Source organism: Aeromonas sp. TECH754, assembly GCF_056279295.1.
Map to the genome: position 1 here is coordinate 1,574,211 of NZ_JBWBRA010000001.1, position 20,122 is coordinate 1,594,332.

Genomic DNA, 20,122 nt, shown 5'->3' on the forward strand with positions numbered 1-20,122 from the left:
GATCTCAAGGGCGCGGCTTGATATCAGAGGCGCACCAGCGCAGAACCCCAGGCGAAACCACCGCCGAAGGCCTCCAGCAACACTAGCTGGCCCGGCTTGATACGGCCATCACGCATCCCTTCATCGAAAGCGATGGGTACGGAGGCGGCGGAGGTATTGCCGTGGCGATCCAGGGTCAAGATGACCTTGTCCAACTCCATGCCGAGTTTCTTGGCGGTGGCGTTGATGATGCGGAAGTTGGCCTGGTGCGGTACCAGCCAGTCGAGCTCGCTGGGGTCGATGTTGGCGGCGGCCAGGGTCTCGGTCACGATCTCGCTCAGGCGGGTCACCGCAACCTTGAACACATCATTGCCCTTCATATACATGTAGGCTTCGAGCTCGGCGCCCGGCATGCCACGGTGCGGCTGCGGCAGCTTGAGCAGCTCGCCATAGCGCCCATCGGCGTGCAGATGGGTGGAGATGATGCCCGGCGTCTCGCTCGCCCCGATCACCACGGCCCCAGCCCCGTCACCGAAGATGATGATGGTGCCACGATCTTTCGGATCGCACATGCGTGACAGCACGTCGGCGCCCACGACCAGCACATGACGAGCAGCGCCGGATTTGACGAACTGATCGGCGATGGCCAGCGCGTAGGTGAAACCGGCGCAGGCGGCGGCCACGTCAAAGGCCGGGATCCCCGGCACCCCGAGCATCCCCTGCAACTCGCAGGCGGCGGCCGGGAAGGCGTTTTCGGCACTGGTGGTGGCCAGCACTATCATGTCCAGATCGGCCGCGGCCAGACCCGCCGCCTCCAGCGCCCGCAAGGCAGCCTGATGCGACAGGGTGGCGACGGTCTCGTCGGCCCCTGCGATGCGACGTTCACGGATCCCGGTACGTTCCACGATCCACTCGTCACTGGTCTCGACCATCTGCTCAAGATCGGCATTGGTACGCACCGCACTCGGCAGGTAACTGCCAGTACCCAGAATTTTGCTATGCATAGAGTTCTTATAAGTCCCTGTCGGAAAAGACAGATTCAAGGCGATCCGCTATTTGCAATGGAAGTTGATGCTTGGCCTCCTGTGCGGCCAGCAGGATCGCATGACACAGAGCGCGCCGTTCGGCCCGCCCATGGCTTTTTACCACAATGCCGCGCAATCCTAACAGACTTGCGCCATTATACTGGTCGGGGTTCAGGTAAGAAAAACGCCGTTTGAACATAAATCCGGCGACTCGGCCAAGAAAGCTGCGCTTTTTACGGGGATAGCCGGCCAGTTCAGCCATCATCCGCACCACCCCCTCGGCGGTTTTGAGCGCCACGTTGCCAACGAAGCCATCACAGACGATCACATCCGTTTCACCGCTGAAGATCCTGTCTCCCTCGACGAAGCCGACGAAGTTGAGTGCGGGGCACTGGCGCAGCAGCTCCGCGCTGTGGCGCACCAGATCGTTCCCCTTGATCTCCTCCTCCCCCACGTTGAGCAGGGCGACCCGGGGAGAGGCTATTCCCTCCACCTTCTCGGCCACCACGGATCCCATCACCGCAAACTGCAGCAGGGTATCGGCGTCGCAGCTCACGTTCGCCCCCAGATCCAGCATCACGGTGCGTTTGCCGCCCAGAGTAGGCAGTGCCTTGATGAGCGCGGGTCTGTCGACGCCAGGCAAGGATTTGAGCACACACTTGGCCATGGCCATCAAGGCACCGGTGTTGCCGGCACTGACGCAAGCATCAGCCTCGCCGGCCTTGACCAGGTTCAGCACCACCCGCATGGAGGAGTCTTTGAGGGTACGCAGCGCGACGATCGGTTTTTCACCCATGGCAACGACCTGGGAGGCATGGACGAAACGAACACGGGGATGAGTCAGCAAGCCATGTTGCTGCAGCAAGGAGGCGGTCTGGTGTTGGTCACCGACCAGAATAAGTTTTAGCTGAGGCAGAAGAGACAGTGCCTGCACGGCGGCAGGCACTGTTTCCGAGGGGCCAATATCTCCCCCCATTATGTCTAGCGCGACAGTTTGCGTAGACAAAGGCAATCCTTAAGCGATTACCTTTTTACCGCGGTAGAAACCATCGGCAGTCACGTGGTGACGACGATGAATTTCGCCACTGGTCTGATCAACAGTCAGTGCAGCAGCGGTCAGTGCATCGTGGGAACGACGCATGCCACGCTTGGCGCGGGTTTTACGGTTCTGTTGTACGGCCATGGTAGGCTAACTCCTAAAAATTCACTTACGTTTGAGCGCTTCAAGAGCTGCAAAGGGATTCGGACGCTCATCAGCAGGCTCGATATCACCCCAGGTCATCTCCATGTTACCGCGTGGGCAGGCATCCATCGGATGCATAGCCACTTGAGGCAACGAGAGGATGAGTTCATCCTCCAGGATTTGATGAAGATCTATTTCGCCGTTTTCGTCCAACTCAATGGGCTCATAAGCTTCCGGCAGCTCTTCCTCGTTTGTCCTTTCGAACAGCGGAGTGTAGATAAAATCAGCTTCACAAAGGTGTTCGAACGTCTCACCGCAACGTTGGCAAACCAGGTCGACCTTGGCATGGGCAGTGCCTTTCATAACGGTCAACTTCTGGATGTCTTTACCAAACTGCAGGGTGACATTAACATCACTTTGCAAGCCTTCGGTCGATGCTTCCAGTCTGGGCATCTGCGACTTTTCCACTATCCCGACATAATCGAGTAGCTTCAAGGCATTACGGACTGGATCAACCTTAACGGGCAACTTCACCTTTTGCATAGGGCGCGAATATTATAGGTCCAACAAGGGATAGTCAAAGGAAAAAGTCCTTACCGCCGATGATTTTAACAGCGCAAGCCCCTGAATACAGGAACTTGTGTTCATCGGTAGCTGATTATGCCACAAACAGCGGGATCCAATACAGGATCCTGCACGATCAACCATGCTCCCGCTGGCTGCGCGGGCAAACCAGGCGGACAGAGCAATCGGTTCAATTCCATGGCTGGCCTGCGCCATCGGCCGAGTTTGAGGGTACTCAAACCTGCATCAGCAGCTGTATTCAATATGCTGACGGACCTCAGTGAAAGATACTATTGGAGCTTGTTTATGAAAGGTGTTACACCCTGTTCGTTGACGCTGATGTTATGGATTATCGGGTCACAATCATCCGCGATTGCCGAAGAGAAGACCTCAGGACACTACTACCAGGCGCAGGAGGTTGAGTCCTTCATCCCCTGTGGTTCGGATAACGCCTTCTGGGTAATGGGCGACAAGAAAGTGCTGCAACCCTTGCGCGATCATCTGCGCAAGCTGAACGAGCATCAGCAGGATGCCCCTCGCCCGCTCTATGTGGAGGTCACCGGCCATTTCGAGGATAACGCCAACAGCGACGGGATCGCGGCCGATTACGATGGCCTCTATCGCATCGAGTCCGTCCTCACCAGCCGGCCCGACAGTCCACCGACCTGTCCCGTACTGGTGATGGATGATTGAATCAATGTCTTTCTCTCGCTCAAGGGCTCAGGGGGTCGCCGTACAAGCGGCCTTGGCGCTGAACAAGGATGGCTGATGCCGGGGCATAGCCTCCATCAGGCGGCGAATGGCGTGGAAGCTCTCCAGAGCCGCCTTGATGGCGACCGGATTGACTACCCAGCCCGGCAGGTTGTTGCCCGGATTGGTGTAAGTTTCTAGCCGGATCAGGGTAGTTCCATCTGGTTGTGGCAAGGCCTCCCAGCGCCCATCGCTGGCCCGGATCCGCACCAGACCAGGTCGCTCACGCAGCGCATCGGGCTCGGCCCAGACCTTGAGCGCCAATCCGCAATCGGCTCTTCTTGACACATGAGAGCGGGTGATGAGCTCCCTGTCCTGCACCGGCCAGGGGGATTCCAGTCGGGTGTAAACCAGTTCATCATCGGCGCCGGACCTTGCCAGAACCCGCACCTCGCGGCTCTTGGGCAACCACTCCCGGTGCCGGCTGGTGTCGCGCAGCACGGTCAGGAGCGCAGCAGGTTCGGCCAAGACGCGCATCTCCAGGCGAAGCGCCAGGTAGGCACCGGGTGGACGTGGCTGAGTCCAGAGGCTGACTCCCCCCTCCCCCTGCTGAGGTTGCCACCCCTGCCCCCAGCTCGAGAGGGTGATCAGCATCAAGGCCAATACGCCAACTTTTTTCATCCTTGCCTCCTCATGCTCACTCCTATGCTTATAGCCGTTTTTCGTGCAACCGCCCCATCTTCGTCATGGGCCAATCAATGCGTTCTCATGCTCTCGGCTTTTACCTATCCAACCTCAGGCTAAAGGTCCTGACCGGCCCATTCGTTTGCGCCTAACCATGCAGCCATATAGAATCAACCAATTGATTTATAAATGGATATCATCAGACTATGAGCGCTCCCCTGATCCTTGCCTCGACTTCCCGCTATCGCAAGGCGTTGCTGGAAAAACTCGGCTTGCCGTTTCAATGCGTCTCTCCCGAGGTTGACGAGTCGCCGCTACCGGGGGAATCGGCCCAAGCCCTGGTCGCGCGACTGGCCTTTGCCAAGGCGGGTGCCGTCGCCCGGCACCATGATCGGGGGTTGATCATAGGGTCTGATCAGCTGTGCGTCTGTGAGGGTCAGATCCTGGGCAAGCCAGGTACTGTAGAGAAGGCGGTGGCGCAGCTGATGGCGGCGCAAGGCAAAAGTGTCACCTTCTATACCGGCCTCTGCGTGCTGGATGCGGCCAGTGGCAAAGCAGAGCAACTGGTTGAACCCTTCACGGTGCATTTTCGCCGCCTCGATGAAGCCGCCATTCGTCGCTATGTGGAGGCAGAGCTCCCCCTCGATTGCGCTGGCAGTTTCAAATGCGAGGGCATGGGCATCGTCTTGTTCAAGGCCCTGGAGGGACGAGATCCCAATGCACTGATCGGCCTCCCCCTTATCGGTCTGATCGAGCTGCTGGCACACCATGGTGTGGCCTTGCCATAATTTGCTATAAAAATAGAAACTGACGATATAAAAAACGGGAGCCAAGGCTCCCGTTTTTCTTTTGTGTCGTGAAGGGTCAGCCCAACAGCAGTCTCAGCTCATTCATGGTGTCGACCACCGCAACCGGATCATGGGCCTGCAAGTGCTGCCTGTCGTGTACGCCCCAGGTCACGCCAATACTCGGCATGGCCAGAGCCTGCGCCATCGCCAGGTCGTGGATAGAATCGCCGATCATCACCGCCTGCTCGGGCAGGAGGCCCAGCTCATTCAGGATCTGGGTCAGCATCAGCGGATCGGGTTTGGAATTCGCCTCGTCCGCACCACGGGTGGTCGCGAACAAGGGTCGCAAACCCGTTTCATCCAATACCCGGTCCAGCCCGCGGCGGGACTTGCCGGTGGCAACCGCCAGGGTGATGCCTTGTGCGTGCCATTGGTGCAATAACTCACTCGCCCCGGCAAACAGCGGGCTCGGAGTGTCGTCATGCAGGTAGTGGTGGCGATAGCGGGCAATCAGGGCCTTAGCCCGCTCGCTCCCCTGCCCCAACTCAAACAGACGGGGGATCCCCACCTCGAGGCTAAGCCCGATGACCTGGTGCGTCTGCTGAGCGCTGGGCACGGGCTCGCTACAATCACGAGCGGCCCCCTGCACGCAGGCGACGATCCGCCCTACCGAGTCCATCAGGGTACCATCCCAGTCGAAGATGGCGAGCCGGATCCCCTTCATCAGCGGGCCAGCTTGTTCAGGAAGCTGTCGAGCTCGGGCGCGAGCGGCGCCTCCACCTGCATCTCCCGATCATCCACCGGATGGGTGAAGCTCAGCTTCCAGGCGTGCAGGAACAACCGTTTCAAGCCCTGGGCACGCATCTTCTCATCGAAGGCAGCCTCGCCGTATTTGTCATCGCAGGCGATGGGATGACCCGCATGCTGGGTATGAACCCGGATCTGGTGAGTACGACCGGTGATAGGGCTGCACTCCACCAGGGTTGCCTCGGCAAATTGACGGGCAATGCGGAAGCGAGTCTCGGATGGCTTGCCATCGCCGCTGACCCGCACCACCCGCTCGCCGGACTGCAGATCATTTTTGCGCAGCGGCGCATTGACCACCTTGACGTGGGGTTGCCATTGGCCACGCACCAGCGCCAGATACTGTTTGCGCATGGTTTTGACGCGCAGTTGCTCGTGCAGACTACGCAGGGCGCTGCGCTTCTTGGCAACCAGCAGCACGCCGGAGGTGTCGCGATCGAGCCGGTGTACCAGCTCCAGGAAGCGGGCCTCCGGGCGCAGGGCACGCAACCCCTCGATGACCCCAAAGCTCAGGCCACTGCCACCGTGCACGGCCATGCCGGACGGTTTGTTGAGCACTATCATGGCCTCATCTTCAAACAGGATCTGGCTCTCCAGACGCTGGATGCTGCCGAGGTTGGCAGAGGGCAACTCGTTCTTCTCGGCCACGCGCACGGGGGGGACCCGCACCTCGTCGCCGACACAGAGTTTGTATTCGGGTTTGATGCGTTTCTTGTTGACGCGCACCTCGCCTTTACGAAGGATGCGATAGATCAGGCTCTTGGGGACGCCCTTTAGCTGAGTCTTGAGAAAATTGTCGATGCGCTGCCCTTCATGCTCAGCTTCGATGGTGAGCAGCTGCACTTGTTGATGTATCTGTGTCATGGCGCGGATTTTAACACTGCCGGTGGCCCTTGGCTGCATGCTTTGTTAAAAAATGGCGTCTTGCTATAAAAGTGGTTTAAATGGGATAATAAACAAGGTTTTGTCATTGTGTTCAAGCCTTGTACTAAGTGGCCAAAATTTATGCCACCCAATCCCGAAACACCGTGTATACAAGAACATGACGGTTCCCGGGTGCGAGGTACAACGCATGGAGAACGCAAACAGAACCAGTTTAATTGTCTCCACATCGGTATCCTTAATTCATGTCTTCTCGAGAAGGCTGAACCAGAGTGCCCTTAGTTTGCGCCTCATGCATGCCCCAACCGGGAGGTTGCCCAAGCATGCTGAAGACCCGAGGCCGGCGCCGGCAGGATCCTGTGGAGGAATCAAAATGACAAAATAATGAGAACTCAATGAAAAGAATGCTAATCAACGCGACTCAGGAAGAGGAGTTGCGCGTAGCGCTGGTTGACGGACAACAGCTCTACGATTTGGATATTGAAAGTCCGGGACACGAGCAGAAGAAAGCGAACATTTACAAGGGTAAAATCACCCGCGTAGAACCCAGTCTTGAAGCTGCTTTTGTTGACTATGGCGCCGAGCGCCACGGTTTCCTGCCATTGAAGGAAATCGCCCGCAATTACTTCCCCTCCGGTTATTCCTATCAGGGTCGCCCCAACATCAAAGAAGTGGTCCGCGAAGGCCAGGAAGTCATCGTCCAGATTGACAAGGAAGAGCGTGGCACCAAGGGTGCAGCCCTCACCACCTTCATCAGTCTGGCCGGCAGCTACCTGGTGCTGATGCCGAACAACCCCCGTGCCGGCGGTATCTCCCGTCGCATCGAGGGTGACGAGCGGACCGAGTTGAAGGAAGCCCTCAATGGTTTGACCGTACCGGACGGCATGGGCCTCATCGTGCGTACCGCCGGTGTTGGCAAATCCCCGGAAGAGCTGGAGTGGGATCTGAACGTTCTGCTCAACCACTGGGACTCCATCCACAAGGCTTCGCAGAATCGCTCGGCGCCGGTGCTTATCCACCAGGAAAGCAACGTCATCGTGCGTGCCATTCGTGACTATCTGCGCCGCGATGTGGGAGAGATCCTGATCGACAACCCGGTTATCTTTGAACGTGCCAAGTCTCACATCGAGCTGGTTCGTCCCGATTTCCTCAATCGCGTGAAGCTGTACAAGGGTGATGTCGCCCTGTTCAACCACTTCCAGATCGAGAGCCAGATCGAGTCGGCCTTCCAGCGTGAGGTGCGCCTGCCCTCCGGCGGCAGCATCGTCATCGATCCGACCGAAGCCCTGACCTCCATCGATATCAACTCCTCCCGTGCCACCAAGGGCGGCGATATCGAAGAGACGGCGCTGCAGACCAACCTGGAAGCGGCCGACGAGATCGCCCGTCAATTGCGTCTGCGTGACCTGGGTGGCCTGATTGTCATCGACTTCATCGACATGACCCCAGTGCGTCATCAGCGCGACGTGGAGAACCGTCTGCGTGAAGCCGTGCATCAGGACAGAGCCCGCATCCAGCTGGGACGGATCTCCCGTTTCGGTCTGCTGGAGATGTCCCGTCAGCGTCTGCGCCCCTCCCTCAACGAATCCAGCAGCCACATCTGCCCTCGTTGCCAGGGTCAGGGTGTGATCCGTGACAACGAATCACTGGCCTTGTCCATCCTGCGTCTCATCGAAGAAGAGGCCATGAAGGACAACACCGAGCAGGTACACGCTCAGGTGCCGGTCGATGTTGCCGCCTATCTCCTCAACGAGAAGCGTGCCTCCATTGCCGGTCTGGAACAGCGCAACGAGATCCGTGTCTACATCATCCCGAACCAGCATCTGGAGACTCCGCACTACGAAGTCACCCGCATCCGCAAGGGTGAGATCGCGGAAGCGGCCAGCTACGAGCTGAAAACCGAGATTGCCAAGCCGGTCTACCAACCGAAGCAGGCTCAGGTGATCGAGCGTGAGCAACCGTTGCTGCAAGGCTTCGTTCAGGCGCCCCAGCCTGCCGCGCCGATCGCGCCAGCCCCTGTGGCAGCACCGGCGCCGGTTGCCGCCGAGCCAGGTCTGTTTGGCAAGCTGTACAAGGCCATCTCCGGTCTGTTCGCATCCGATGCGGCGCCTAGCGACGTGAAAGCACCCGCCGAGAAACCGGCCGTGCGTGAGGCGAGCAAAGAGGACGGTCACCGTCATCAGCGCGATGAGACACGCAGCCGTGGTCAACGTGGTCGTCGTGATGACAACCGCGGCAGCCGCAACACGGCGGAAGCCGGTGAGAAGCGTGAAGGCAATGCCAATCGCGAGGGTGGTGAGAACCGCAACCGTCGTCCGCGTAAAGAACGTGAGCCTCGTCAGGAACGTGAAGTGCGTGGTGAACAGCGCATGGAACGTGAACCTCGCCAGGAGCGTGAGCCCCGCGCTGAACGCAACGAACAGCGTCTGGATCGCGAACCTCGTGAGCCCCGTCAGGAACGTGAACCCCGCGCTCCGCGCCCGGCTCGTGAACCCCGTGCTCCGCGCGAAGTCCGTGCCGACGTGGTCGTTGAAGCGGTAGACGCCATCAATGTCCAGGTTGAAGCTGGCAATACCGAGCCTCAGCAAGAGAAAGAGCAGAAGGTGGCCGAGCGCCGCGAACGTCGCCAACTGCGCAAGCAGGTTCGGGTCGACGTTGTTGCTGCCGATACCCCTGCCCTGTCGGTGGACGAGCAAGTGAACGACGTGGTCGACGCTCAAGCCGTGGCCGGTGAGCAAGAGGAGCAGACAGATGGTCAGCGCCGCTCTCGCCGTACCCCGCGCAGCCAGCGTATCGAAGGCCAACGTCGCAAGCGTATCAACGAAGATGCCCGTGGCCAGCGCGATGACGAACCTCAGGCTGAGGTCCAGCTGACGGCTGCCGCTCAATCGGATGCGGCTCAGGTGAAGGTGGAAGAACCCGCTGTGCCTGTCGTCACCATCCCGAGCGCCGAAGCAGTGGCTGCTGCATTGCAAGCCTCTGCCGCACTGACCGAGCACGTGATCGCCGAGGCTGTCGCCGAAGACGCTCATGAGCAGGCCGTAGCGGTCACTGCCGCCCCGATGGTTGCCGAGGTTGCTGAGCCTGTGGCCGCTGTCGAAGAGGTGGCGCCAGTCGCGACTGCCGAGCCGGTTGCTGCTGAAGTGGAAGTCGTGGCCGAGGAAACGCCGGTTGCTGCTGAAGTGGAAGTCGTGGCCGAGGAAACGCCGGTTGTTGAAACCGTCGTCACCGAGGTGGCACCTGCACCGGTAGCGGTTGAAACCGCGCCAGTCGCGGCTGCCGAGCCCGCGCCTGCACCACAGCTCGAAGAGGTGGTCGCCCCCGTCGTTGAAGCTGAAGCAGTGGTGACTGCACCGGCTGAGCCTGCCGTCATCGCCCCCGTGACCAAGCCGGTCAACAAGGGTGACGGCGTATTGGCCCGCGCTCGCAAAGCCTCTGCACCGATGGCAACGCCGGCAGCCGCGCCTGCCCAGGCCGCTCGCGAGCCGGTTGAACATGCTCCGCTGGTGCGTAGCGAAGTCGCCAGCTCAGGCCGTCACGCTGGCAGCACCGCCGCCAGCAACGTGGCAAAGAGCCCAGCGGGTCGTCCCTGATCCATTAGCTTGCTAGCCTGATAAAAGAGCCACACCCTGTGTGGCTCTTTTTTTATCTGGCTTCCGGTATTCTCATGGCGCGCTGACTCCTTATCCCATGTCGTCATATCGACACCTGGCCTTGTCGCATCACAGCCTCTTAGCTGCCCAGATACCACAAGCCGACGTCATCCCCTGCCCTCGCTGTCACACCATTCAGCCATTGATGTTCGTAATAAGCAGGCTTACCTCCAAATTGATGATGATTCATTGAAACAAACCAAACTGCCATCATCAGGCAACCCTTGTAGCCATAAGCACAGCGGCGACCACAGAAGGACCAAACCAGGGCTGGTAGCGTCACTGATGACTTGTGGCAGTAAATCTGGATGAGATGCTCCTGTTGCCGACAGTGGATGGCGTGGCTCTGTTGCGGTGCCTGAACGCTCCTTCTGCTGACAGAGGGTTTGTCGGGGATTGAGGTGAGGTGAGCGAGTTTGTATAGGATGGTTAGAATCTTAGTTTGATGGCATACAGCATGATGTTTTCACTCACGCCGACAGACTCTCTCATCACCCGTTGATTGCCAGAAACGAAAAAAGGGCCCGCAGGCCCTTCGTCATTCAATCGCATTGTCTGCCTTATCAACCACCAAACAGGTAGTTGCTGAGCAGGAACAGGCCACCAGACAGCGCCATGGTCAGCGGCAGGGTCAGCACCCAGGCCATCAGGATGGTCTTGATGGTCTGGCTCTGCAGGCCCGACTTGTTCGCTACCATGGTCCCTGCGACCGCAGAGGAGAGGATGTGGGTGGTAGAGACCGGCATCCCGGTCAGACTCGCCACACCGATGGAGGCAGCGGCCGTGATCTGGGCGGCGATCCCCTGGCTATAGGTCATGCCGGAAGAACCGATCTTCTCGCCTACCGTGTAGACGATACGACGCCAACCCACCATGGTGCCGCAACCCAGCGCCAGGGCGATGGAGACGATGACCCAGGTCGGCGCATATTCGGCCGTGGCGGTCAGGTCCTTGCGCCATTTGGCGAGATCGGTCAGCTCCTTGGCCGGCAGCGGCAGCTTGGAGACCTTGCGGGCGGTATCGTCGATACAGAGCAGAAGACGACGCACTTCGCGGCGATCGGTCAGATCCATCTGCTCATAGGTACGCACCTGGCCCAGACGGCTGTTCAGGGTTGCCATGGCTTCCAGCGCCTCACCGGCCTCGCAGTGAGTCATCAGCTCTTCCTGGGCATGTGCCGGAACGCTGAAATCGACGACCTGGGAGACGACCTTGTGGTTGCGCTGATAGATTTCCATGATGCGCTGGTTGGCATCCTGGGTTCTGTCCAGATCGTAGGAGCGGCTGTTCATGTCCAGCGCGAAGTAGGCAGGCGCCACGCAGATCAGCACCAGCATCACCAAACCGATACCCTTCTGACCATCGTTGGAGCCGTGCACGAAGCTGACCCCCATCGCGGAGCAGATAAGCGTCACTCGTGCCCAGAACGGCGGATGTTTCTTGCCGTCCACCAGCAGACGCTCTTCCGGGGTCTTGTGGATCTTGCTGCCTTGCCAGACGCGCTTCATGGCAAACAGCAGCAACGCGGCGATGATGAAGCCCACGGTAGGGGAAATAATGAGGGAGAGCATGATGTCGATGGCTTTACCGACGTTGATGCCCTCTGTCAGAGGCTGCTTGCTCATCCAGGCATAGGCGCCGCCTACCCCCAGAATGGAGCCGATCAGGGTGTGGGAGCTGGACGCCGGAATGCCGAAGAACCAGGTACCCAGGTTCCAGACAATGGCGGAGAACAGCAGAGAGAACACCATGATCAGACCCTGAGTAGAGTCCATGCCCAATAACAGATCGATGGGCAGCAGATGAACGATGGCGTAAGCCACCCCCAACCCCCCCATCATGACCCCGGCGAAGTTGAACAAGCCGGAAGCCACAACCGCAGTGTGTGCCGGCATCGCCTTGGTATAGATAACCGTTGCTACCGCATTCGCGGTATCGTGAAAGCCGTTGATGAATTCATAGGCAAGCACAAAAAAAACGGCCAATACCAAACCGATTGACCACCACAAACCCAAACCACTAAACATTTCAAACATAAAAACGAACCTGTTTATGAGTTGCGGCGGATTATGCCAGAAGGCTCGATGCGCCATACCCGTTGTTGAAATATTTCAGTAAGAAAAAAAAAGGGCATTCCGTCAGAAAATGTCTTAGGGCCTGCAGGAATGCGCCTTGTCGAGGATTAATTAAAGCCCATTCGACAATCATAGAAAGGCTTCAATCAACCCCATTCAATCAATAAATGACTGTTTTTCCCGACACTTTCCTCCCCCGCCAAACCTCAATCGTGGAAGGATAGTTCGCCACGAGTACTCGTGCCGTTCCCCTCGCGGGCAGGAAAAATAACAAGGGTGCCTTGGCACCCTTTATCAACATGAACAGCAAAATTAATGGCTCAGTCCTGACTGATCCGGCTGGCCACCGCCCCTTGCTGACTCTTGTATTTGGCGTTTTCCCGCTTGTTGTACGGGCGGGCAGCCGCCCCCGAGAGCATCTCGAAGTTGAGCGCGCCGATCTTCATCTTGGGGCGCAGCGCCAGCGGCAGCTTGCCGCCGTTGTAGAACTCCAGCACGATGCGGCCGGACCAGCCCGGATCGATGCGGTGCGCGGTGACGTGCACCATCAAGCCAAGACGAGCCAGGGAGGAGCGACCGTCCAGCCAACCGACGATATCGGCTGGCAGGGTCACGGATTCGTAGGTCACCGCCAGCGCCAGCTGACCCGGGTGCAGATAGAAGGCTTCCCCGTCCGGGATGTGGATCTCGTCGCTCATCACCCGATCGATGGCATCGGCCATCTCGCTGCTCGGGCCGCTGAGATCGATGTAGGGGGCGGTGTGATCGCGGAACACCCGGAACTCGTTGCCAAGCAGCACATCGACGCTGACGCCACTGATCCGCTCGATGCCGGGTCTCGGCTCGATCACTATCTTGCCTTCATCCAGATGGCGTTCGATATCGGTATCACAAAGACGCATTGGGCGACTCTCCTGATAAATGATTCATTTAAAAAAGCCGGGCATCGCCCGGCTTGCAACCTCTTATCCGATCAACATGTGGCGGATACGCGCCTTGAGCATGTCGATGGCGATGCGATTCTTGCCCCCGCGGGGCACGATCACATCCGCGTACTGCTTGGACGGATCGATGAACTGCATGAACATAGGGCGTACCGTCTTCTGGTACTGCTTGAGCACGGAATCCATGGTGCGGCCACGCTCCTGCACATCGCGCACCAGACGGCGCAGCAGGCAGATGTCCAGCGGCGTGTCCATGAAGATGGAAGCATCCATCAGCTCACGCAGACGGCTGTCGGTCAGCAGCAGTATCCCTTCCAGGATGATGACCCGACGCGGAGCAAAGGCGGTAACCTCGCTCATGCGGGTGTGCTCGGTATAGGAGTACTGGGGAATATCGACCGCGTCGCCTTTCACCAGTTGAGTCAGATGCTGCACCAGCAGATCATGATCCAGGGCGTTGGGGTGGTCATAATTGGTCTTGACCCGCTCTTCCATGGTCAGGTGGGTCTGATCACGGTAGTAGCAATCCTCGGTGATCACACCAATCTGACCTGCGCCCAGTTCGGCCACCAGCTCTTCATAAATGGTTTGAGCGATAAGACTCTTGCCGGATGCGGATGCACCAGCAATACCGATGATCACACACGAATGTTGAGTATCAGACATTGAAAATACCTAAAGAGAAGAGCACTGGGGATTGTTTAAACCGATCCATTATATAAAAAAGGGTGAGCCATGCCCACCCTAAATCCATCCCTGACGGTCGACAGTCGATTATTCGTCCAGCGCCACGGTGTAAAGCGGGGTCGCAATCGGTTTACCGCTGAAATAGAGCTCGGCACCGACCCGACGGGCCAGCTTCAGATAGATCTCGGTCAGCTCGCCTGTCGGTGTACCGAACACCGTGGGGCTGCCATTGTCCATGTGCTGGCGGATGTCGATGTGCAGCGGTAACTGACCGAGCAGGGACATCTTGTACTGAGCCGCCATCTTCTGACCACCGCCTGTCCCGAACAGCGGCTCATGATGACCACAGGCGCTGCAGACGTGATAACTCATGTTCTCGACGATGCCGAGCACCGGCACATTCACCTTGTTGAACATGGCGATCCCCTTGCGGGCATCCGCCAGTGCCACGTCCTGCGGTGTGGTGACGATCAGCGCCGCCGTGGTGGGCACCTGCTGGGCCAGGGTGAGCTGGATGTCACCGGTGCCTGGCGGCATGTCCACCACCAGATAATCCACCTCGCCCCAGCGGGTCTCATGCAGGATCTGCGCCAGTGCCTTGCTCGCCATGGGGCCGCGCCAGATGGTGGCATCCTGCTCGTCCACCAGATAGCCGATGCTGTTGCTCTTCAGGCCGCAGGCCATGACCGGCTCCATCAGCTTGCCATCGAGGCTGTGGGGCCGCTCCTTGAGGGTGCCCATCATGGTCGGAATGGAAGGCCCATAGATGTCCGCATCCAGGATGGCGACCCGCGCCCCCTCTTTTTGCAGCGCCAGCGCCAGGTTGACCGCCGTGGTGGATTTGCCCACCCCGCCCTTGCCGGAAGCGACCACCAGGATGTTGCGAATGCCTTGCACCGCCGCCAGTTGCTGGGCGCGGGGCATGCTGGCCACTTCGATCTCACCTTGCCAGTCGATGGTAACGGCCCCGGTGGCCGTGCGCAGACGGGCGTCAAAGTCCTGTTTGAGCTGCTCGAACCAGGATTGCCCGGCAAAGGGCAGCACCAGCTTGATGGTCAGGCTCTGCCCATGGGACTCGATGGCGCGCACGAAACCGGCCGCGACCAGATCCTTGCCCCACCCTGCTGGCTTAAATTCGGCGAGGATCTGTTTTACTGAATCAATCACCATTAACTCCCCATTATGTTGTCGTTATGCTGAGGTGAACGGTTACCGCACACAAATCAGTGGCTTGCCTGTACATTCGAGAGACCTTCTGCCAAGCCAGGCAGGGCCACAACCCTAGGCAGGCCGCCCCCAATTCGGGTAACATGCTCGGCACTGTATCATCCCAACAGGCACATAAAGAACGTATTATGGCAACTGATCCTCGTACAATGCTGGTAACCTGCGCCCTCCCCTATGCCAATGGCTCCATCCATCTTGGCCACATGCTGGAACACATCCAGGCCGATATCTGGGTTCGTTATCAGCGAATGCGTGGCCATCAGGTGCATTTCGTCTGTGCCGACGATGCCCACGGCACCCCCATCATGCTCAAGGCGCAGCAGCTCGGCATCACCCCGGAAGCGATGATCGCGGCCGTGTCCGAAGAGCATCAGACCGATTTCGCCGGCTTCAATATCAGCTTTGATAACTATCACTCCACCCACAGCGACGAGAACCGCGAGCTGGCGGAGCAGATCTACGGTCGGCTGAAGGACGGCGACTTCATCAAGGGTCGTACCATCACCCAGCTGTTCGACCCGGAAAAGTCCATGTTCCTGCCGGACCGTTTCGTCAAGGGCACCTGCCCCAAGTGCAAATCCCCCGAGCAATACGGTGACAACTGCGACAGCTGCGGCGCTACCTACAGCCCGACCGAGCTCATCGATCCGAAATCTGCCGTCTCGGGCGCGACCCCGGTGATGAAAGACTCCGAGCACTTCTTCTTCGATCTGCCGCAGTTTGAAAGCTGGCTGGCCGGTTGGGTACGCGGCTCAGGCGCCATCCAGGAAGAGATGGCCAACAAGATGCAAGAGTGGTTCGAGAGCGGCCTGCAGCAATGGGACATCACCCGCGACGCCCCCTATTTTGGCTTCGAGATCCCGGGAGCCCCTGGCAAGTACTTCTACGTCTGGCTGGATGCCCCCATCGGTTACATGGCATCGTTCAAGAACCTGTGCAACAAGCGCGGCGACATCGATTTCGACAGCTACTGGAAAGCCGACTCCGAAGCCGAGCTCTATCACTTCATCGGCAAGGACATCGCCTACTTCCACTGCCTGTTCTGGCCGGCCATGCTGGAAGGCGCGGGTTTCCGCAAGCCGACCAAGGTCAACGTGCACGGTTATGTGACCGTCAACGGCGCCAAGATGTCCAAGTCCAAGGGTACCTTCATCAAGGCCTCGACCTACCTGAAGCACCTGGATCCGGAGTGCCTGCGTTACTACTACGCCGCCAAGCTCAACAGCCGCATCGACGATCTGGACCTGAACCTGGAAGACTTCGTCTCCCGCGTCAACGCCGACGTGGTCAACAAGCTGGTCAACCTGGCCTCCCGCAACGCCGGTTTCATCACCAAGCGCTTCGACGGCAAGCTGGCTGACACTTGCGCCGAGCCCGAGCTCTACGCCGAATTTGCCAACGCCAGCGCCTCCATCGCCGAAGCCTACGAGGCCCGCGAATTCAGCCGCGCCATTCGCGAGATTATGGCGCTGGCCGACAAGGCCAACCGCTACGTGGATGACAAGGCCCCCTGGGTGCTGGCCAAGCAGGAAGGTGCAGACGCACAGCTGCAAGCGGTCTGCTCCGTCGGCATCAACCTGTTCCGGGTGCTGATGGCTTACTTGAAACCCGTCATGCCGCTCCTGGCCGAGCGCGCCGAAGCCTTCCTTGGCGAGACCCTCAGCTGGGATGGCGTGGCCCTGCCGCTCACCAACCACCAGCTGGCTCCGTTCAAGGCGCTGTTCGCCCGTATCGAACCCGCCAAGGTGGAAGCCATGGTGGAAGCCTCCAAGGATGATCTGGCCAAAGAACAGGCCCCCAAGCTGACTGGCCCGCTGGCGGATGACCCCATCAGCCCAACCATCTCTTATGAGGATTTCGCCAAGCTGGATCTGCGGGTCGCGTTGATCAAGAAAGCCGAAGCCGTGCCGGAAGCGGAAAAGCTGCTGAAACTGCAGCTGGATCTGGGCGGCGAGACCCGTCAGGTGTTCGCCGGCATCAAGTCCGCCTACAATCCGGAAGACCTGGAAGGCAAGCTGACCGTGATGGTGGCCAACCTGGCGCCGCGCAAGATGCGCTTTGGCATGTCCGAGGGCATGGTGCTGGCCGCAGGCCCGGGTGGCAAGGATCTCTGGATCCTGGAGCCCCAGGAAGGCGCCCAGCCAGGCATGCGCGTCAAGTAAGTGCAGCCACTGATACCCTGATCAAAAAGAGAGGCCCTTGGGCCTCTCTTTTTTCATCTTTCGATGTCGACGAGCCTGCCGCCATTTGCCTCACAGCACCGGCAGCATCGCCATCCGCAGCCCCACCAGCTCCGCCTGCTGGCAATCCAGCTGTTGCAGCTGACAGCCCATCGCCACCTTCAAGCGCGCACGCTGACGCTGCTTCTTGCCGCCGCCCTTGCGACCCAGTCGTTTACGCCACTGCCGGGCATCTTGCAACTGACCCAGCCTGTCCTGCCACGCCGTCAGCATGACCAGCCAGGCCGGATCCCCTTCCCCCTGCCCCAGCAGCAGCTCGACCCCGTAGCGGGTCTGCTTGAGGATCAGCCGCAACTTGTGCCAATGGCGCAGCTGGTGTTTCTTGCTGGCACAGAGGCCGTCCAGCCCCGTCTCGGCCAGCCCATCGGCAAGAGAGAGTGCCAGCTGCATTTGAAACAGCGGCAAGGGATTGAAATCACTGGGCACCTGCGCCAGCCGCTCCAGCCAGCGTTCCAGCCGCACCGTCAACATGGGGACACGGGGCACCGGGATCCCGTGGGACTTGCCACCAAAGCGCGCCTCATACACCTGGGCATCGCGCAGGGCCGAGAGCTTGCCCGCCGCCCGCAGCAACCGTCGCTCCAGTCCAGGCTGATAGATGAGGGGTCGCCACAGGGCGAGCAAGGCCAGCAGACGGCGGGCCGCGATCCGGTAGGCATGCACCTCGGCTGGCGCCGCCTGTTGGCGCAAGGCCAGGGTGGCGGCGCCGTACTGATCGATGAGCCGACGCGCCTGCTCGAGCCATGTCGTTCGCACCATCATCTCCATCCCTCTGCCTCCTGCTAGTTGGTATGAAAACCGGCGCCCGTGGGGGGGGCGGCCTTGGTGCATTCCATCCTGGTCACGGTCGCAGTGCGGGGCCCGTGCTCCAGCCAGCCCAGCATCATCTGCACGGCTTGCTCGGGACCTGCGATCAGCACCTCGACCGAGCCATCCTCCAGGTTATAGGCGTGGCCCCGCAGCCCCAGCTGCAGTGCACGCTCCCGGGTGAAGTAACGGAACCCGACCCCCTGCACCTGACCCCAGACCCGAAGGACAAACGATTGCTCTCCCATTTTCAGCACCTTTTCCTCAAGAAATTTCCCTCCAAGGCGATAATGACTGCGACACATCTCCCTTGCAGGACGCAATACCATTATGAAAGAAGTAAAATTCCGTTGGGTTGACCGCTATCTCATTCACCTCACGATCAGCGAAAAATTTCTCATCACCTTCTGGTGCCCGCTCCTGTTCATCGCCTTCCTCACCTGGTATCTGCTGGCCGACAGCCATGATCAGCAGATGCAGGTTCGACTGGATCAGCTCAAGCAGCGCGTCGAGACCGTCGCCCAGCTGGTGAGCCAGCAGCCGACCCTCAGCCTGCCGGCCGGGTTCAGCCTGGCACCGACGGGCAGCGTCAGCCTGAGCCAGCAAGGGGATCACTACAGCGTCAGCGCCAGCGCCGGTCAGGCCGGGTTTGTTACCGGCACCCTGGATGCCAGCCGCTACTCCATGTGGGATGGACAGGGCACCACCCTCACCATCATCGCCGTGCTGGCCGCCCTGCTGGCACTCATCACCCACTACCTGATGACCTTCGTCTCCGGTGCGCTCTACTCCACCAACAAGGCGCTGCAAACGGTGGCCAACGGGGATCTCACCTTCCGCCTCAACTTCTTCCCGGTGCGGGACGAGTTCTCCATCCTGGCGGGCAGCATCGACCGCTTCACCGATCGCCAGCACAAGATAGTGCGTCTAGTCGATGAGTCCGCCGAGGCGCTCACCATGGCCGCCGACGAGTTCCGCGAGCACGCCAGCGACGGCGAGAGCATGGCCCGTGCCCAGCGCCAGCACATGGACTCCCTGGCTGCCGCCATGGAGCAGATGTCTGCCGCCATCCGGGAAGTGGCCCGCAACGCCAACGACACCCTGTTGCAGACCCGCCAGTCCAGCGAGGAAGCCGCCAACGGCGCCGAGCGGGTGGCCCGCACCATCAGCGCCATCAGCACCCTGGCCGACGAAATCGGCAACGCCTCCGGCGCCGTCGAGCGACTGACCCACAACGCCAACCGCATCAACGAGGTGGTCAACGTCATCAACGCCATCTCCCAGCAGACCAACCTGCTGGCGCTCAATGCCGCCATCGAGGCCGCCCGTGCCGGCGAGCAGGGCCGCGGCTTTGCCGTGGTGGCCGACGAGGTCCGCACCCTCGCCAGCCGCACCCAGCAGGCCACGGTAGAGATCCAGCAGATGATCGAGGAGCTGCAAAGCGGCACCGGGGCGCTCAACGACATCATGGAGAAGACGGTCGGGCGCGCCGCCAGCAGCCAACAACTCATCACCGAGGTAGGGCTGGACATCGACAAGCTGAGCAGCCACAGCGATGCGGTGCTGGAGATGAGCACCCAGATCGCCACCTCCAGCGAAGAGCAAAGCTCGGTGGCCGAGGAGATCACCCGCAACCTGGATCAGGTACGCCACGAGGCAAGCCGGGTGGAAGAGTCTGCCAGCGCCTCGGTGGCCGGTACCTCCGGCCTCAAGGCGACTGCCACCGAGCTCAGCCAGGCCATGACCGGCTTGCGGATCTAGTCAGGCACTCGCCTCGCAGCCACAAAGGGCTCCCCGCCGGGGGGCCCTTTGTGTTTGGCTCGCAGGCACTTGCCTTGCTGGCCTGACGAACGGGATGAAAGCTGGCTTAAAGCAGAGGTTGCTACTAAA

At 59.8% G+C, this 20,122-nt stretch carries 18 protein-coding genes; 5 read left to right on the plus strand and 13 right to left on the minus strand.

Features of this window, described 5'->3' with window-relative positions; genetic code table 11:
* Positions 1-23: 23 nt before the first annotated feature.
* From ACZ9IL_RS06925 to yceD, 4 genes are read right to left on the minus strand one after another with little or no spacing between them, the layout of a single operon-like run.
* Positions 24-983: a beta-ketoacyl-ACP synthase III gene (locus ACZ9IL_RS06925; RefSeq protein WP_476002852.1), complete on the minus strand. Its 960-nt coding sequence runs from the start codon at positions 981-983 to the stop codon at positions 24-26.
* Positions 984-990: 7 nt separating this feature from the next.
* Complete coding sequence (gene plsX / locus ACZ9IL_RS06930; RefSeq protein WP_476002853.1) at positions 991-2,010, minus strand: phosphate acyltransferase PlsX; 1,020 nt, start codon at positions 2,008-2,010, stop codon at positions 991-993.
* 9 nt (positions 2,011-2,019) lie between these two features.
* Positions 2,020-2,187, minus strand: a complete 168-nt coding sequence (gene rpmF, locus ACZ9IL_RS06935) for a 50S ribosomal protein L32 (RefSeq protein WP_081966227.1) — start codon at positions 2,185-2,187, stop codon at positions 2,020-2,022.
* Between the two features lie 21 nt (positions 2,188-2,208).
* Positions 2,209-2,730 (minus strand): 23S rRNA accumulation protein YceD, encoded by a 522-nt coding sequence (gene yceD, locus ACZ9IL_RS06940; protein WP_042638331.1) that lies wholly within the window; start codon positions 2,728-2,730, stop codon positions 2,209-2,211.
* A gap of 360 nt (positions 2,731-3,090) precedes the next feature.
* Between yceD and ACZ9IL_RS06945 the strand changes: the two genes are divergently transcribed.
* Entirely contained in the window at positions 3,091-3,444 is a 354-nt protein-coding gene (locus ACZ9IL_RS06945) for a hypothetical protein (protein ID WP_476002854.1), read from the plus strand.
* A 27-nt stretch (positions 3,445-3,471) separates the two neighbouring features.
* On the opposite strand, the gene ACZ9IL_RS06950 is transcribed toward ACZ9IL_RS06945, so the two are convergent.
* Complete coding sequence (locus ACZ9IL_RS06950) at positions 3,472-4,122, minus strand: START domain-containing protein (protein WP_476002855.1); 651 nt, start codon at positions 4,120-4,122, stop codon at positions 3,472-3,474.
* 209 nt (positions 4,123-4,331) lie between these two features.
* On the opposite strand from ACZ9IL_RS06950, the gene ACZ9IL_RS06955 reads away from it, so the two are divergent.
* Positions 4,332-4,913, plus strand: a complete 582-nt coding sequence (locus tag ACZ9IL_RS06955) for a Maf family protein (RefSeq protein WP_476002856.1) — start codon at positions 4,332-4,334, stop codon at positions 4,911-4,913.
* A 76-nt stretch (positions 4,914-4,989) separates the two neighbouring features.
* Here ACZ9IL_RS06955 and ACZ9IL_RS06960 read toward each other — a convergent pair whose 3' ends face one another.
* Entirely contained in the window at positions 4,990-5,637 is a 648-nt protein-coding gene (locus ACZ9IL_RS06960) for an HAD family hydrolase (RefSeq protein ID WP_476002857.1), read from the minus strand.
* The gene (gene rluC / locus ACZ9IL_RS06965; protein ID WP_202963165.1) at positions 5,637-6,581 is read right to left on the minus strand and encodes a 23S rRNA pseudouridine(955/2504/2580) synthase RluC; all 945 of its coding nucleotides are present in this window, start codon (positions 6,579-6,581) and stop codon (positions 5,637-5,639) included. The genes ACZ9IL_RS06960 and rluC overlap by 1 nt, the downstream gene beginning before the upstream one ends.
* Positions 6,582-6,994: 413 nt before the next feature.
* On the opposite strand from rluC, the gene rne reads away from it, so the two are divergent.
* A complete protein-coding gene (gene rne, locus ACZ9IL_RS06970) occupies positions 6,995-10,192 on the plus strand; it encodes a ribonuclease E (RefSeq protein WP_476002858.1) in 3,198 nt (1,065 codons plus the stop codon).
* Between the two features lie 623 nt (positions 10,193-10,815).
* On the opposite strand, the gene ACZ9IL_RS06975 is transcribed toward rne, so the two are convergent.
* From ACZ9IL_RS06975 to apbC, 4 genes are all read right to left on the minus strand, one after another.
* Positions 10,816-12,288 carry an inorganic phosphate transporter gene (locus tag ACZ9IL_RS06975; RefSeq protein WP_476002859.1) on the minus strand — a complete coding sequence of 491 codons (1,473 nt, stop codon included), beginning with the start codon at positions 12,286-12,288 and terminating at the stop codon, positions 10,816-10,818.
* A 359-nt stretch (positions 12,289-12,647) separates the two neighbouring features.
* On the minus strand, positions 12,648-13,229 hold the full coding sequence (dcd, locus tag ACZ9IL_RS06980; protein ID WP_476002860.1) for a dCTP deaminase: 582 nt from the start codon (positions 13,227-13,229) through the stop codon (positions 12,648-12,650).
* A 63-nt stretch (positions 13,230-13,292) separates the two neighbouring features.
* On the minus strand, positions 13,293-13,937 hold the full coding sequence (gene udk / locus ACZ9IL_RS06985; protein WP_476002861.1) for a uridine kinase: 645 nt from the start codon (positions 13,935-13,937) through the stop codon (positions 13,293-13,295).
* 108 nt (positions 13,938-14,045) lie between these two features.
* The gene (gene apbC, locus ACZ9IL_RS06990; RefSeq protein WP_476002862.1) at positions 14,046-15,128 is read right to left on the minus strand and encodes an iron-sulfur cluster carrier protein ApbC; all 1,083 of its coding nucleotides are present in this window, start codon (positions 15,126-15,128) and stop codon (positions 14,046-14,048) included.
* 185 nt (positions 15,129-15,313) lie between these two features.
* Between apbC and metG the strand changes: the two genes are divergently transcribed.
* On the plus strand, positions 15,314-17,347 hold the full coding sequence (gene metG, locus ACZ9IL_RS06995) for a methionine--tRNA ligase (protein ID WP_476002863.1): 2,034 nt from the start codon (positions 15,314-15,316) through the stop codon (positions 17,345-17,347).
* A gap of 90 nt (positions 17,348-17,437) precedes the next feature.
* On the opposite strand, the gene ACZ9IL_RS07000 is transcribed toward metG, so the two are convergent.
* On the minus strand, positions 17,438-18,193 hold the full coding sequence (locus ACZ9IL_RS07000; RefSeq protein WP_476002864.1) for a CHAD domain-containing protein: 756 nt from the start codon (positions 18,191-18,193) through the stop codon (positions 17,438-17,440).
* Positions 18,194-18,207: 14 nt separating this feature from the next.
* The gene (locus ACZ9IL_RS07005; RefSeq protein ID WP_476002865.1) at positions 18,208-18,480 is read right to left on the minus strand and encodes an acylphosphatase; all 273 of its coding nucleotides are present in this window, start codon (positions 18,478-18,480) and stop codon (positions 18,208-18,210) included.
* Between the two features lie 82 nt (positions 18,481-18,562).
* Between ACZ9IL_RS07005 and ACZ9IL_RS07010 the strand changes: the two genes are divergently transcribed.
* Positions 18,563-19,993: a methyl-accepting chemotaxis protein gene (locus ACZ9IL_RS07010; RefSeq protein ID WP_476002866.1), complete on the plus strand. Its 1,431-nt coding sequence runs from the start codon at positions 18,563-18,565 to the stop codon at positions 19,991-19,993.
* The last annotated feature ends 129 nt before the right edge of the window (positions 19,994-20,122 follow it).

Excerpts from the sequence above, each read along its gene's own strand:
- ACZ9IL_RS06975 (WP_476002859.1), bottom strand. The coding sequence starts at position 12,288 with ATGTTTGAAATGTTTAGTGGTTTGGGTTTGTGGTGGTCAATCGGTTTG.
- yceD (WP_042638331.1), bottom strand. The coding sequence starts at position 2,730 with ATGCAAAAGGTGAAGTTGCCCGTTAAGGTTGATCCAGTCCGTAATGCC.
- ACZ9IL_RS06950 (WP_476002855.1), bottom strand. The coding sequence starts at position 4,122 with ATGAAAAAAGTTGGCGTATTGGCCTTGATGCTGATCACCCTCTCGAGC.
- ACZ9IL_RS07010 (WP_476002866.1), top strand. The coding sequence starts at position 18,563 with ATGAAAGAAGTAAAATTCCGTTGGGTTGACCGCTATCTCATTCACCTC.
- rne (WP_476002858.1), top strand. The coding sequence starts at position 6,995 with ATGAAAAGAATGCTAATCAACGCGACTCAGGAAGAGGAGTTGCGCGTA.
- ACZ9IL_RS06955 (WP_476002856.1), top strand. The coding sequence starts at position 4,332 with ATGAGCGCTCCCCTGATCCTTGCCTCGACTTCCCGCTATCGCAAGGCG.
- dcd (WP_476002860.1), bottom strand. The coding sequence starts at position 13,229 with ATGCGTCTTTGTGATACCGATATCGAACGCCATCTGGATGAAGGCAAG.
- rluC (WP_202963165.1), bottom strand. The coding sequence starts at position 6,581 with ATGACACAGATACATCAACAAGTGCAGCTGCTCACCATCGAAGCTGAG.
- apbC (WP_476002862.1), bottom strand. The coding sequence starts at position 15,128 with ATGGTGATTGATTCAGTAAAACAGATCCTCGCCGAATTTAAGCCAGCA.
- ACZ9IL_RS06960 (WP_476002857.1), bottom strand. The coding sequence starts at position 5,637 with ATGAAGGGGATCCGGCTCGCCATCTTCGACTGGGATGGTACCCTGATG.
- ACZ9IL_RS06945 (WP_476002854.1), top strand. The coding sequence starts at position 3,091 with ATGTTATGGATTATCGGGTCACAATCATCCGCGATTGCCGAAGAGAAG.
- udk (WP_476002861.1), bottom strand. The coding sequence starts at position 13,937 with ATGTCTGATACTCAACATTCGTGTGTGATCATCGGTATTGCTGGTGCA.
- ACZ9IL_RS06925 (WP_476002852.1), bottom strand. The coding sequence starts at position 983 with ATGCATAGCAAAATTCTGGGTACTGGCAGTTACCTGCCGAGTGCGGTG.
- ACZ9IL_RS07005 (WP_476002865.1), bottom strand. The coding sequence starts at position 18,480 with ATGGGAGAGCAATCGTTTGTCCTTCGGGTCTGGGGTCAGGTGCAGGGG.
- rpmF (WP_081966227.1), bottom strand. The coding sequence starts at position 2,187 with ATGGCCGTACAACAGAACCGTAAAACCCGCGCCAAGCGTGGCATGCGT.
- metG (WP_476002863.1), top strand. The coding sequence starts at position 15,314 with ATGGCAACTGATCCTCGTACAATGCTGGTAACCTGCGCCCTCCCCTAT.
- ACZ9IL_RS07000 (WP_476002864.1), bottom strand. The coding sequence starts at position 18,193 with ATGGAGATGATGGTGCGAACGACATGGCTCGAGCAGGCGCGTCGGCTC.